The organism is Variovorax saccharolyticus, from assembly GCF_030316765.1.
Lineage (GTDB): Bacteria > Pseudomonadota > Gammaproteobacteria > Burkholderiales > Burkholderiaceae_C > Variovorax > Variovorax saccharolyticus.
On sequence record NZ_JASZYT010000003.1, the window covers coordinates 540,808 to 553,328 of the forward strand.

Below are 12,521 nucleotides of genomic sequence, written 5' to 3' on the forward strand. Positions count from 1 at the left end.
GAGCGGACTCAGCGTGCGCGCGTTGCAGGGCTCTTGTCGTCGGCGGCGGCCTTGGCGCCGGTGCCGCAGCTGCCGCAGCTGTCGCACGAACCGCAGCCCGACGCCTTGCCCAGCGAGGCCGCGAGCTGCTGCGCTCTTTCGGCATCGACCAGGCCGGCGCGCTGCGTGCCGGCGGCCAGCCGGCCGGCCGCCGCGCGGCGCCAGCTGCCGGGCATCCAGCGCCAGACGGCGTAGACCGCCGCGAGGGCGACGATCAGTGCAACCAAGATCTGTTGGGTCATCTCATCCTCCTGTGAGTGCCAGGGCCACCCGGTAGGTGATCCAGCACGCAATGTAGGCGAGCGCGAACAAATAGCCAGCCATGATCCAAACATAACGCCAGGCGCCGGTTTCGCGCTTGACGGCCGCCAGGGTCGAGATGCATTGGGGCGCAAAAACATACCAGACCAGCAGCGACAGCGCCGTGGCGAGCGACCAGCTGCCGGCGATCAGCGGTTCGAGCTGGCCGGCGACGTCGTCGCCGGTGGCCGACAGCGCATACACCGTGCCGAGCGCGCCCACCGCCACCTCGCGCGCCGCCATGCCGGGCACCAGCGCGATCGAGATCTGCCAGTTGAAGCCGATCGGCGCGAAGATGTGCTCGAGGCCGCGCCCGATCATGCCGGCCAGGCTGTACTGGATCGCCGGGCCGGTGGCGCCCTCGGGCGGCGACGGGAAGGTCGACAGGAACCACAGCAGGATGGTCAGCGTGAGGATGATCGTGCCGACGCGCTGGATGAAGATCCAGGCCCGCTCGTAGAGGCCCAGCGCCAGGTTGCGCAGGTTCGGCCAGCGGTAGGCCGGCAGCTCCATCAGGAGCGGCGACCGCAGCTGGCTGTCGCGGAAGCGCTTCATGACCCAGGCCACGGCCATGGCCGAGACGATGCCGAAGACATACAGCGCGAACAGCACCACGCCCTGCAGGTTGAACACGCCGCCCACGGTGCGGGCCGGGATGAAGGCCGCGATCAGCAGCGCATAGACCGGCAGCCGCGCCGAACAGGTCATCAGCGGCGCGATCATGATGGTCGTGATGCGGTCGCGCCAGTTGCTGATGGTGCGCGTTGCCATCACGCCCGGAATCGCGCAGGCGAAGCTCGACAGCAGCGGGATGAACGAGCGGCCCGAGAGCCCGACGGTGCCCATCACCCGGTCGAGCAGGAAGGCGGCGCGCGGCAGGTAGCCGGAATCTTCCAGCGCCAGGATGAACAGGAACAGGATCAGGATCTGCGGCAGGAACACGATGACGCCGCCCACGCCGGCGATGATGCCGTCGACCAGCAGGCTCTGCAGCATGCCCTCGGGCACGATCTTCTTGATCAGTTCGCCGAGGGCGGCGGTGGCGTCCTTGATCGCGTCCATCGGCACCTCGGCCCAGCTGAACACGGCCTGGAACATCAGGAACATCGTGACCGCCAGCACCACCATGCCCCACACCGGATGCATCACCACGCGGTCGATGCGATCGCTGGTGGCCAGGCTGCCGGTCGGTTCGCGCACCGCGAGGCCCAGGATGCGGCGCACCTCGCGCTGGGTGTCGAGCACTTCGTCGAGGCCGGGCGGCTGCCAGGGCTGCGGCACGGCGGCGGCGACCGGCGTGTCGAGGGCTTGCAGCAGGCCTTCGGCGCCGCCGCTGTGCACGCCGACGGTCTCGATCACCGGCACGCCGAGTTCGCGCGACAGCACGGCCGTGTCGACCACGATGCCCTGCTTCTTCGCCATGTCGGTCATGTTGAGCGCCACCACCATCGGCAGTCCCAGGCGCTTGGCCTCGAGCACCAGCCGCAGGTTGAGGCGCAGGTTGGTGGCATCGGTCACGCACACCAGCAGGTCGGGCAGCGCCTCGCGGCTCTTGCCGGTGACCACGTCGCGCGTCACGGCTTCGTCGGCCGACAGCGCGTTGAGGCTGTAGGCGCCCGGCAGGTCGAGCACGAAGACGCGCCGGCCGGCGGCGGTGCGCAGTGTTCCTTCCTTGCGCTCGACCGTCACGCCGGCGTAGTTGGCGACCTTCTGGCGGCTGCCGGTGAGCAGGTTGAACAGCGCGGTCTTGCCGCAGTTCGGATTGCCGAGCAGCGCGATGCGTTCAGGCGGACTGTTCGAGACGGCCGCGCCGGGCTGGAAGTTCAGGGTCGCTTCAACCACGGCCGACCGCCCCTGGGGTCACGCGGATCAGCGACGCCTCGTGCCGGCGCAGCGCGAAGGTGGTGTGGCCCAGCCGGACCGCGAGCGGCTCCCGGCCCGGCACGCCGGTGGCGACGATGCGCACGGCCTCGCCCGGGACGAAGCCGATCTCGGTCAGGCGCAGCACCAGCTCCCTGCCCTCGACCTCTTCGGGCCGGAGCACATCGAGCACCGTGGCCCATTGGTGGTTGGGAAGCTGATCGAGGCTGATGGCGGCCGAGGCCGCGCCGTTCGTTGTTGTCACCCGCGGAATCCAGAGAATACAAAATGAGAATTATTCTCGAAAACCTGGGCATTGGGGCGATCTGGCGCAAGAATCCCCCAGGAAGGGGCGGTGCAAACGCGGCAACGCCCCCGGGTCAGCCGCCGGTCAGGCGGCCAGCAACTGCCGCAGCACGAACGGCAGGATGCCGCCGTGCTTGTAATAGTCGACCTCGATCGGCGTGTCGATGCGAAGCCGCACCGTGACCTCCTGGTGGGTGCCGTCGGGGCGGTGGACCACGATCTTGACGTCCATCTGGGGCTTGAGCTCGCCGCCGATCACGACGTCGATCTTCTCGTCGCCGGTCAGGCCCAGGCTCTCCCAGGAATCGGCGCCGCGGAACTGCAGCGGCAGCACGCCCATGCCGACCAGGTTGGCGCGGTGGATGCGCTCGAAGCTGCGCGCCACCACGGCCTTGATGCCCAGCAGCTGGGTGCCCTTGGCGGCCCAGTCGCGCGAGGAGCCGGTGCCGTATTCCTCGCCGCCGAAGATCACGGTCGGCACGCCCTGCTCGATGTACTTCATCGCGGCGTCGTAGATGAACATCTTCTCGTTGCCGGGCTGGAACAGCGTCAGGCCGCCCTCCTCGCGCGAACCCTCGGCATCGGCCGGGATCATGAGGTTCTTGATGCGCACGTTGGCGAAGGTGCCGCGCATCATCACGTCGTGGTTGCCACGGCGCGAGCCATAGCTGTTGAAGTCGGCCTTCGAGACACCGTGCGCCTTGAGCCAGATGCCCGCCGGCGAGCTTTCCTTGATCGAACCGGCCGGCGAGATGTGGTCGGTGGTGATCGAGTCGCCGAACAGCGCCATGATGCGCGCGCCCGTGAAGCCGGCGTCGCTCGCATGCGGCTTCATCTTGAAGCCCTCGAAGAACGGCGGCTCGGCGATGTAGGTCGACTTGGGCCAGTCGTAGACCTGGCCCTGGGTGCCCTTGATGCTGCTCCAGAGCTTGCCCGGGTTGGCCTTGATCTGCTCGTAGTTCTGGCGGAAGGTCTTGGCGTTCATCGCGAAGCGCAGGTTGTCGTCGATCTCCTTCGGCGTCGGCCAGATGTCGCCCAGGTAGACATCCTGGCCCTTCTTGCCCTTGCCCACGGGCTGGGTCATGAGGTCGACCATCACGTTGCCGGCGATCGCGAAGGCCACCACCAGCGGCGGCGAGGCCAGGAAGTTGGCCTTCAGGTTCGGATGGATGCGGGCTTCGAAATTGCGGTTGCCCGACAGCACCGCGGCGCCGATCAGGTTGTTCTGGGTGATGGCCTCGTTGATCTCGGGCGTCAGGTCGCCGGCATTGCCGATGCAGGTGGTGCAGCCGTAGCCGGCCAGGTAGAAGCCCAGCTTCTCGAGGTAGGGCAAGAGGCCCGCCTTCTCGAGGTACTCGGTCACGATGCGCGAGCCCGGCGCCAGCGAGGTCTTCACGTGCGGCTTGACCGTGAGGCCCGCCTCCACCGCCTTCTTGGCCAGCAAGCCGGCCGCCAGCATCACGCTCGGATTCGAGGTGTTGGTGCAGGAGGTGATGGCGGCGATCAGCACGTCGCCGTTGCCGATCGTGACTTGTTGCTGGGGCGCGGGCAGCGGGTAGCGCACTTTCAGCGTGTCGGCCGGCTGGTTGAAGCCGTTGGCCTCGTTCGGCTTGCTGTACAGCTCGGAGAACTTCGTCGCCAGGTGGCCCAGGTCGATGCGGTCCTGCGGCCGCTTCGGGCCGGCCAGGCTCGGCGACACGGTGCCGAGGTCGAGCTTGACGACCTTGGTGTATTCCAGCTCGCCCGGCGCCGGCATGCCGAACAGCCCCTGGGCCTTGTAATAGGCCTCGAAGCGCTCGACCTCGGCATCGGTGCGGCCGGTGCCCTTGAAGTAGGCCACGGTCATCTCGTCGACCGGGAAGAAGCCCATCGTGGCGCCGTACTCGGGCGCCATGTTGCCGATGGTGGCCCGGTCGGGCACCGCGATCGAGGCGGCGCCGGGGCCGAAGAACTCGACGAACTTGCCGACCACCTTCTCGCCGCGCAGGATCGCCGTGACGTAGAGCACCAGGTCGGTGGCGGTGACGCCTTCGCGCAGCTTGCCGGTGAGCTCGAAGCCGACCACGTCGGGCGTCAGCATGTAGACCGGCTGGCCCAGCATCGCGGCCTCGGCCTCGATGCCGCCCACGCCCCAGCCGACCACGCCGATGCCGTTGATCATGGTCGTGTGGCTGTCGGTGCCGACCAGCGAGTCGGGGTAGTACACCGGCGTCTCGCCCTTGTCGTTGGGGCTCTTGTAGACCCCGCGCGCGAAGTACTCGAGGTTGACCTGGTGCACGATGCCGAAGCCCGGCGGCACGACGCCGAAGGTGTCGAAGGCCTGCATGCCCCACTTCATGAACTGGTAGCGCTCGTTGTTGCGCTGGAACTCGAGCTTCATGTTGAGGTCGAGCGCCTTCGGCGTGCCGTAGTAGTCGACCATCACCGAATGGTCGACCACCAGGTCGACCGGCACCAGCGGCTCGATGGTCTTGGGCGACTTGCCGAGCGACTGCGCGACGCTGCGCATCGCGGCCAGGTCGGCCAGCAGCGGCACGCCGGTGAAGTCCTGCAGCACCACGCGGGTGACGACGAAGGGCACCTCGTCGGTGCGCTCGGCATTGGGCGCCCAGTTGGCCAGCTGCTCGACATGCTCGGCCGTCACCTTCTGGCCGTCGCAGTTGCGCAGTACCGACTCGAGCACGATGCGGATCGAGACCGGCAGCTTGTCGACATTGGGATATTGCTTCGCGAGTTCCTTGAGCGACCAGTACTTGCCGGCCTTGCCCGATGCGGTCTTGAAGGTCTTGAGCGTGGGGGCGAAGGCGTGCGCCGGGGCTTTGGCCATGAAGAAACTCCTGTGTATTCGTGGAAGCGCCTCAAAGATAGCAGGGTTCGATGACCTCGGCTGCAGGCCGGGGGCTCAGGCGGCCAGCGGACGCGGTCCGGTCGCCCGGCTATGCCGCAAGCCCATCCATTGCAGCTCGGCGAGCACCAGCACGACCAGCGCCTGGGCCAGCACCCAGGGCCAGCCCGGCGCGGCGATCGAGCTGCCCGCGACCGCCAGCAGGCCGATGCAGGCGATCGCCCAGGCGAAGTTGCCGGCCACCACCAGCCCGATCAGCCGGCGCGGCGGCAGCGCGCGGCTGGCCATCCAGGCCGCGGCGCCCGCGTAGGCCAGCAGGAAGACCCCGGTCGCCAGCAGCAGCGGCGCCGGCAGGCCGGTCCAGCGGGCCAGGACCGAGCCGAAAACCAGCTGCAGCGCCCCGGTGGCGGCGCAGGAGACGGCGTCGGCCGCCATCACGCGGGACAGGAAGCGAGGGGAGGCGAAGAGGGACATGGCGAACTCCTTGGGTGTTGCGCGGCGGGCCCTTCCCGCTGCGTTGGAGTCGATGATTCCCGCGCCGCGGCATCGGGTCGATGACCTCGGAGGTCATGGCCGTCCTGCGCCGCTTCACTAGGATGGCGCCATGAACACCTTGAGCAGCGCCCCCCCGACCGCGGCCGATCCCTTCGGCGCCCACCTCCGCCATTGGCGCCAGCACCGGCGCCTGAGCCAGCTCGACCTGGCCCACGAGGCGCAGGTGTCCACGCGCCACCTGAGCTACGTGGAGACCGGCCGCGCCGAACCCAGCCGCGAGATGGTGCTGCGCCTGGCCGAGCGGCTTGAAGTGCCGCTGCGCGAGCGCAACGCGCTGCTGGTGGCGGCCGGCTACGCGCCGATGTACCGCGAACGCTCGCTCGACGATCCGGCCATGGCCGCGGCGCGGCGCGCGGTCGACCTGGTGCTCAAGGGCCACGAGCCCTTCCCCGCGCTGGCGGTCGACCGTCACTGGAACCTGGTGGCGCACAACGCGATGGTGCCGATGCTGATGGCCGGCGCGGCCCCGCACCTGCTCGAGCGGCCGGTCAACGTGCTCCGGCTCAGCCTGCATCCCGAAGGGCTGGCGCCGCGGATTGCCAACCTGGGCCAATGGCGGGCCCACCTGCTCGAGCGGCTGCAGCAGCAAATCGCCGCCACCGGCGACGCCGGACTCGCGGCGCTGCACGACGAGCTGGCCGCCTACCCGCAACCCCAGGTCAGCCACGACGCGCCGGCCGCCGCCGGCGAACTGTCCAACGTGGTCGTGCCGTTCCAGCTCGTGACGCCGCAGGGCGTGCTGAGCTTCATCAGCACGACGACGATCTTCGGCACGCCGGTGGATGTCACCTTGCAGGAACTCGCGGTGGAGTCGTTCTTTCCGGCCGATGCGCAGACCGCGAACGCACTGAGCGCGCTCTCCGGTCGCTGAAGAACAGGGTGCGCCGCGATCGTCGCGCGTCGGTCATGGACGACAAGCGAATGCGCCCGGTCAGCGCATGCCGGGGGTGCGGAGAGGCCTAGGGTCGGGGCTTCCATCCACCGACCCACCGGAGACCCGCGAATGAGCCACACCGACGAACAAGCCAAGCTGTGGGAGCTGATCAAGCACACCCGCTTCGGCATGCTGACCCACCGCCACGGCGACGGCCAGCTTCACAGCCATCCGCTGACCACGCAGAACAAGAAGCTCGACGAGGGCGCGACCCTGTACTTCTTCATTCCGAAGGATGGCGAGATCGCGCGCCACGTCGCCAGCGACCCGAGCGTCAACGTCGCCTACGCCGACACCGACGCCGACAGCTACGTCTCGGTCTCCGGCCAGGCGGCACTGCTCGATGACCCGGCGAAGAAGGAGGAGCTCTTCAACACCATGGCCAAGTCCTGGTTCCCCAAGGGCGCCGGCGATCCGAACCTGGGCCTGCTGGCGGTGCGCATCGTCGACGCCGAATACTGGGACGTCGACGACAGCAAGATGGTGCAGCTGTTCAAGATGGCCAAGGCGGCGATCACCGGCAAGCCGCCGGCCGACCTCGGCGAGCACCGGAAGCTCGACGTCGCCTGAGCCTGCGCCCGCCCCATGAAAAAAGCCCCGCGGGAGCGGGGCTTCGGGGTCGGACGCGACAAGGGGCTCAGGCAGCGACCTTGTCGGCGATCTCCTTGTATTCCTCGATCTTGTCGAAGTTGAGGTACTGGTAGATCTGTTCGCTGGAGGCGTCGATCACGCCGACGTTGGTCATGTACTCCTCCTTGGTCGGGATGCGGCCCAGGCGCGAGCAGATCGCGGCCAGTTCGGCGCTGCCGAGGTACACGTTGGTGTTCTTGCCCAGGCGGTTCGGGAAGTTGCGCGTGCTGGTCGACATCACGGTCGCGCCTTCGCGCACCTGTGCCTGGTTGCCCATGCACAGCGAACAGCCCGGCATCTCGGTCCGCGCCCCGGCGTTGCCGAAGACGCCGTAGTGGCCTTCCTCGGTGAGCTGCTGCGCGTCCATCTTGGTCGGCGGCGCGATCCACAGCTTGACCGGGATGTCGCGCTTGCCTTCGAGCAGCTTCGACGCCGCACGGAAGTGGCCGATGTTGGTCATGCACGAACCGATGAACACTTCGTCGATGGTGGCGCCAGCCACGTCCGACAGCGTCTTCACGTCGTCGGGGTCGTTCGGGCAGGCCACGATCGGCTCATGGATGTCGGCCAGGTCGATCTCGATGACGGCGGCGTAGTCGGCGTCATCGTCGCCCTTGAGCAGCTGCGGGTCCTTGAGCCAGGCTTCCTGGGCCGCGATGCGGCGCGCCAGCGTACGGCCGTCGGCATAGCGCTCGGCGATCATCCAGCGCATCAGCGTGATGTTGCTGTTGATGTACTCGATGATCGGTTCCTTGTTCAGGTGCACCGTGCAGCCGGCGGCCGAGCGCTCGGCCGAGGCATCGCTCAGTTCGAAGGCTTGCTCGACCTTCAGATCAGGCAGGCCTTCGATCTCGAGGATGCGGCCCGAGAAGATGTTCTTCTTGCCCTTCTTCTCGACCGTCAGCAGGCCCGACTTGATGGCGTAGAGCGGAATCGCGTTGACCAGGTCGCGCAGGGTCACGCCGGGCTGCATCTTGCCCTTGAAGCGCACCAGCACCGATTCGGGCATGTCCAGCGGCATCACGCCGGTGGCGGCCGCGAAGGCCACCAGGCCGGAGCCGGCCGGGAAGCTGATGCCGATCGGGAAGCGGGTGTGGCTGTCGCCGCCGGTGCCGACCGTGTCGGGCGTCAGCAGGCGGTTGAGCCAGCTGTGGATCACGCCGTCGCCCGGGCGCAGCGAGACACCGCCGCGCGTGGCCATGAAGTCGGGCAGCTCGTGGTGCATCTTGACGTCCACCTTCTTGGGGTAGGCCGCCGTGTGGCAGAAGGACTGCATGACCAGGTCGGCACTGAAGCCCAGGCAGGCCAGGTCCTTGAGTTCGTCGCGGGTCATCGGGCCGGTGGTGTCCTGGCTGCCGACCGAGGTCATCTTCGGCTCGCAGTAGGTACCAGGGCGCACGCCCTGGCCTTCGGGCAGGCCGCAGGCGCGCCCAACCATCTTCTGCGCCAGCGAGAAGCCCTTCTTGGTGTCGACCGGGCTGACCGGCAGGCGGAACAGCGTCGAGGCCGGCAGGCCCAGCGCTTCGCGTGCCTTGGCCGTGAGGCCGCGGCCGATGATCAGCGGAATGCGGCCGCCGGCGCGCACTTCGTCGAACAGCACGTCGCTCTTGACTGCGAACTCGGCGATCACCTGGCCGTCCTTCAGCGCCTTGCCGTCGTAGGGACGCAGTTCGACCACGTCGCCCATGTTCATCTGGCTGACGTCGAGCTCGATCGGCAGCGCGCCGGAGTCTTCCATCGTGTTATAGAAGATCGGCGCGATCTTGCCACCCAGGCAGACGCCGCCGAAGCGCTTGTTCGGGACGAACGGGATGTCTTCGCCGGTGAACCACAGCACCGAGTTGGTCGCGCTCTTGCGCGACGAGCCCGTGCCGACCACGTCGCCGGCGTAGGCCACCAGGTGGCCGCGGGCGCGCAGGTCCTCGATGAATTTCACCGGGCCGCGCTTGCCGTCTTCCTCGGGCACGATGCCGGGGCGCGCATTCTTGTGCATCGCGAGCGCGTGCATCGGGATGTCCGGACGGGTGGTCGCATCGGGTGCGGGCGACAGGTCGTCGGTGTTGATTTCGCCGGCCACCTTGAAGATGCTGACCGTGATGCTTTGCGGCACTTCGGGACGGCTGGTGAACCACTCGGCATCGGCCCAGCTCTGCAGCACGGCCTTCGCGTTGGCATTGCCCTTGTCGGCCTTTTCCTTGACGTCGTGGAACTGGTCGAACATCAGCAGGGTCTTCTTGAGGCCTTCGGCCGCGACGCCGCCGACTTCGGCATCGTCGAGCAGGTCGACCAGCGGGCCGATGTTGTAGCCGCCGAGCATGGTGCCGAGCAGCTCGGTCGCCCGGGCGCGCGTCAGCAGCAGGCTCTTTTCGGTGCCATGCGCGACGGCCGCGAGGTAGCTCGCCTTGACCTTGGCCGCATCGTCCACGCCCGCGGGCACGCGGTGCGTCAGCAGGTTGAGCAGGAACTCGGCGTCGGCGACGGCCGGCGACTTCATGAGCTCGATCAGCTCGGCGGTCTGCTTGGCAGTGAGCGGCAGCGGCGGAATGCCGAGCGCGGCGCGCTCGGCGACATGGTCAACGTAGGCTTGCAACATCTTCTTTTCTCCGGAAACACAAAAGGGCGGGCGGCTCCCGCTCGGAAGCAAGAGCCGCGCCTTGGGGGATTACTGCGTCTTGGCGGTCGGTGCCGCGTCGCCGCTCTCGAACAGGCTCTTGGGCGGGTTCTTCTTCATGTCCTCGGCCACCTCGACCTGCTTGGCCGCCTGGCATTCGTCGGCCAGCCGCAGGCCCTGCTTCTGGCTCATGAGCATCGACTTGTTGCCCAGCTGCAGCCACATGGCCTCGCGCACCGGGTCCTCGAGCCGGACCGCGCCGGTGCGGCTGGTGACCGGGTGCAGGCGGTACTTTACGTTGGCATGCGTCAGGATGAAGAAGCCGGGCTTCTTGGGGTCGGCCTCGATGTTCACGCTGGCGCCGAGTTCGCACTTGATGGTGCCGGTCAGGATGGTCTCGGCCACCTTCAGATCCTGCTCCGACAGCGTGATGTCGGTTTCTTCGCTGATGGGCTTGGCCTCTTCGACCTTCTTGATGACGCGCTTGGGCACCACCTTCTGCACGACCTTCTTGCCGGTCGTGTTGGCTGCCGGCTGCTTCGGCGTGCTGCTGGCAGCGTTGGTCTGGGCCATGGCCGCGAGCGGCAATGCGAGGGCGGTGGCGGCGATCAGGGCAAGCGTCTTCATGGTGTGGCTTCTTTCGGGGGGTAAGTTTCAGGAGTTGGCGGGAGCAAACCACTCCTGCGCCTCGGAAGGCAGGCTGCGGCCGGTGGCGTGCGCCCGTTCGAGCACCTGCCAGAAATGGCGGTAACTGGCACGATCATGCAATGTGCCATCGATGCTGACCGGCGCCCATGCGGCAAGGGCGGCGGCGGCAATGATTTTTGTAGCGATTTGAATCTGCCGTTCATCGGGCGCGAAGGCCTCGAGGATCGGGCGGATCTGGTTCGGATGGATGCTCCACATCCGCGTGTAGCCGAATTCGGTCGCGGCGCGGCGGGCCGAGGCGCGCATCGCGTCGATGTCCTTGAACTCGGTGACGACGCAATGCGACGGCACCTTGCCGTGCGCGTGCGCGGCGGAGGCGATCTCGAGCTTGGCCCGCACCACCAGCGGGTGCGTGAACTGCCCGGCGGCGCCCATGCCGTCGGCCGGGATCGCGCCGCCGTGCGACGAGACGAAATCCATCAGCCCGAAGCTCAGCGACTGCACCCGGGGATGGGCCGCAATCTCGAAGGCGTGGTGCACCGCGAGCGGCGATTCGATCAGCACGTGCAGCGGCAGCGCCTCGGCGCCGACGGCATCGAGCGCCAGCACGGCTTCGCGGACGTCGTCGACCGACTCCACCTTGGGCACCATCAGGTGGCTCAGGCGATGGCCGGCGCGCCCGGCGATGGTCATCACGTCGGCCGGGAAGGCCGCATGGTCGACCGGATGGACCCGGGCGCCGACGCGCATGCCCGGGGCCGCCGACAGCGCGAGTTCGGTCACCAGCGCCGCATGCTCGGACTCGCCGCCGACCGGCGCGCCGTCCTCGCAGTCGAGCGTGACGTCGAAGACGCAGGCGCCGAACTCCTCGGCCATCTCGGCCTGCAGCGCCAGGCTCTTGCGCATGCGCGCCTCGACGCCGCTGTAGTGGTCGCAGACCGGCAGCGCCACGGCGCCGGCCTGGGCGCCGAGCAGCACCTCGCGCGGGTGAGGGGTGGGGATGCGTTCGGTCATGCCTTTTTCTGCGCCACGATGAACAGGCGCGGGAAAGCCAGCAGCAGCTTTGCGTCGCTGCGCGCCGGGTAGGCGCGCGCGATGCGGCGCTCGTATTCGGCCAAGTAGCTGCTTTTCAGCTCGCTGGGCAAGGGATCTACGAAGGGCTTCAGCCCGGTGCCGCTGACCCACTCGACGATGGCCGCCGCGGAAGCCATCGGGTGCTGGTAGGCGGTGCGCCAGACATCGACCGCGGCAGCCTCGCCGGCCAGCAGGTCGTAGTAGCCGTCGAGTCCCAGCAGTTCGGTGCGCAGCCGGTCGGGGTTCCCGATGGCCTGCGCCCAGGGTGCCTCGGCCGCCACCTCGCGCATCAGCCGATGCGTGGGTTCCTGGCGGTTGTCGGGCATCTGGATCGCCAGCACGCCCCCGGGCGCCAGCACCGCGAAGAGCCTGGGGATCAGGGCTTCGTGGTCGGGCACCCATTGCAGGGCGGCATTGGCATAGATGAGGTCGGGCGCCGTCTCGGGCGCCCAGGTGGCGATGTCGCCGAGCTCGAAGCGGGCCTGCGGCAGGCGCTGCCTGGCGCTGGCGAGCATCGGCTCGGAGTTGTCGGTGCCGACCACCGCGGCACCGGGAAAGCGCTGCACCAGCAGCTCGGTGGAATTGCCCGGCCCGCAGCCGAGGTCGAACACGCGCGCCGCTTGGGCCAGCGGCACCCGTGCCAGCAGATCCCGGGCGGGACGGGTGCGCTCGTCCTCGTAGCGGCTGTAGAGCGCGGGGTTCCAGTCGAGCATGCCGGG

The 12,521-nt window shown here is 68.3% G+C and carries 11 protein-coding genes; 2 read left to right on the forward strand and 9 right to left on the reverse strand.

Features of this window, described 5'->3' with window-relative positions; genetic code table 11:
- Positions 1 to 8: 8 nt before the first annotated feature.
- From QTI45_RS13175 to QTI45_RS13195, 5 genes are all read right to left on the reverse strand, one after another.
- Complete coding sequence (locus tag QTI45_RS13175) at positions 9 to 281, reverse strand: DUF6587 family protein (protein ID WP_286654682.1); 273 nt, start codon at positions 279 to 281, stop codon at positions 9 to 11.
- A gap of 1 nt (position 282) precedes the next feature.
- Positions 283 to 2,181: a ferrous iron transporter B gene (gene feoB / locus QTI45_RS13180; protein ID WP_444813275.1), complete on the reverse strand. Its 1,899-nt coding sequence runs from the start codon at positions 2,179 to 2,181 to the stop codon at positions 283 to 285.
- Positions 2,174 to 2,464: a FeoA family protein gene (locus QTI45_RS13185; RefSeq protein ID WP_286654683.1), complete on the reverse strand. Its 291-nt coding sequence runs from the start codon at positions 2,462 to 2,464 to the stop codon at positions 2,174 to 2,176. The genes feoB and QTI45_RS13185 overlap by 8 nt, the downstream gene beginning before the upstream one ends.
- Positions 2,465 to 2,590: 126 nt before the next feature.
- Positions 2,591 to 5,332: an aconitate hydratase AcnA gene (gene acnA / locus QTI45_RS13190; protein ID WP_286368421.1), complete on the reverse strand. Its 2,742-nt coding sequence runs from the start codon at positions 5,330 to 5,332 to the stop codon at positions 2,591 to 2,593.
- 75 nt (positions 5,333 to 5,407) lie between these two features.
- Positions 5,408 to 5,824: a hypothetical protein gene (locus QTI45_RS13195; protein WP_286654684.1), complete on the reverse strand. Its 417-nt coding sequence runs from the start codon at positions 5,822 to 5,824 to the stop codon at positions 5,408 to 5,410.
- A gap of 130 nt (positions 5,825 to 5,954) precedes the next feature.
- Here QTI45_RS13195 and QTI45_RS13200 point away from each other — a divergent pair, with 130 nt between their 5' ends.
- Both QTI45_RS13200 and QTI45_RS13205 read left to right on the forward strand, forming a co-directional pair.
- Entirely contained in the window at positions 5,955 to 6,776 is an 822-nt protein-coding gene (locus QTI45_RS13200; RefSeq protein WP_286654685.1) for a helix-turn-helix domain-containing protein, read from the forward strand.
- A gap of 132 nt (positions 6,777 to 6,908) precedes the next feature.
- Complete coding sequence (locus tag QTI45_RS13205; protein WP_286654686.1) at positions 6,909 to 7,409, forward strand: pyridoxamine 5'-phosphate oxidase family protein; 501 nt, start codon at positions 6,909 to 6,911, stop codon at positions 7,407 to 7,409.
- 67 nt (positions 7,410 to 7,476) lie between these two features.
- On the opposite strand, the gene QTI45_RS13210 is transcribed toward QTI45_RS13205, so the two are convergent.
- The 4 genes from QTI45_RS13210 to tam form a co-directional block, all read right to left on the reverse strand.
- Positions 7,477 to 10,062 (reverse strand): bifunctional aconitate hydratase 2/2-methylisocitrate dehydratase, encoded by a 2,586-nt coding sequence (locus QTI45_RS13210; protein ID WP_286654687.1) that lies wholly within the window; start codon positions 10,060 to 10,062, stop codon positions 7,477 to 7,479.
- Positions 10,063 to 10,131: 69 nt separating this feature from the next.
- Positions 10,132 to 10,707 (reverse strand): hypothetical protein, encoded by a 576-nt coding sequence (locus tag QTI45_RS13215; protein ID WP_286368416.1) that lies wholly within the window; start codon positions 10,705 to 10,707, stop codon positions 10,132 to 10,134.
- Between the two features lie 27 nt (positions 10,708 to 10,734).
- Positions 10,735 to 11,742 carry an HpcH/HpaI aldolase/citrate lyase family protein gene (locus QTI45_RS13220; protein ID WP_286654688.1) on the reverse strand — a complete coding sequence of 336 codons (1,008 nt, stop codon included), beginning with the start codon at positions 11,740 to 11,742 and terminating at the stop codon, positions 10,735 to 10,737.
- Positions 11,739 to 12,515, reverse strand: coding sequence for a trans-aconitate 2-methyltransferase (gene tam, locus QTI45_RS13225; protein WP_286654689.1), 777 nt, complete (start codon positions 12,513 to 12,515; stop codon positions 11,739 to 11,741). Before tam ends, QTI45_RS13220 begins: the two co-directional genes overlap by 4 nt.
- Between the last annotated feature and the right edge of the window lie 6 nt (positions 12,516 to 12,521).

What these genes read in the sequence shown, in the direction of transcription:
- QTI45_RS13175 (WP_286654682.1), bottom strand. Translation starts at nt 281, where the DNA reads ATGACCCAACAGATCTTGGTTGCACTGATCGTCGCCCTCGCGGCGGTC.
- tam (WP_286654689.1), bottom strand. Translation starts at nt 12,515, where the DNA reads ATGCTCGACTGGAACCCCGCGCTCTACAGCCGCTACGAGGACGAGCGC.
- QTI45_RS13220 (WP_286654688.1), bottom strand. Translation starts at nt 11,742, where the DNA reads ATGACCGAACGCATCCCCACCCCTCACCCGCGCGAGGTGCTGCTCGGC.
- QTI45_RS13205 (WP_286654686.1), top strand. Translation starts at nt 6,909, where the DNA reads ATGAGCCACACCGACGAACAAGCCAAGCTGTGGGAGCTGATCAAGCAC.
- QTI45_RS13195 (WP_286654684.1), bottom strand. Translation starts at nt 5,824, where the DNA reads ATGTCCCTCTTCGCCTCCCCTCGCTTCCTGTCCCGCGTGATGGCGGCC.
- QTI45_RS13210 (WP_286654687.1), bottom strand. Translation starts at nt 10,062, where the DNA reads ATGTTGCAAGCCTACGTTGACCATGTCGCCGAGCGCGCCGCGCTCGGC.
- QTI45_RS13215 (WP_286368416.1), bottom strand. Translation starts at nt 10,707, where the DNA reads ATGAAGACGCTTGCCCTGATCGCCGCCACCGCCCTCGCATTGCCGCTC.
- QTI45_RS13200 (WP_286654685.1), top strand. Translation starts at nt 5,955, where the DNA reads ATGAACACCTTGAGCAGCGCCCCCCCGACCGCGGCCGATCCCTTCGGC.
- acnA (WP_286368421.1), bottom strand. Translation starts at nt 5,332, where the DNA reads ATGGCCAAAGCCCCGGCGCACGCCTTCGCCCCCACGCTCAAGACCTTC.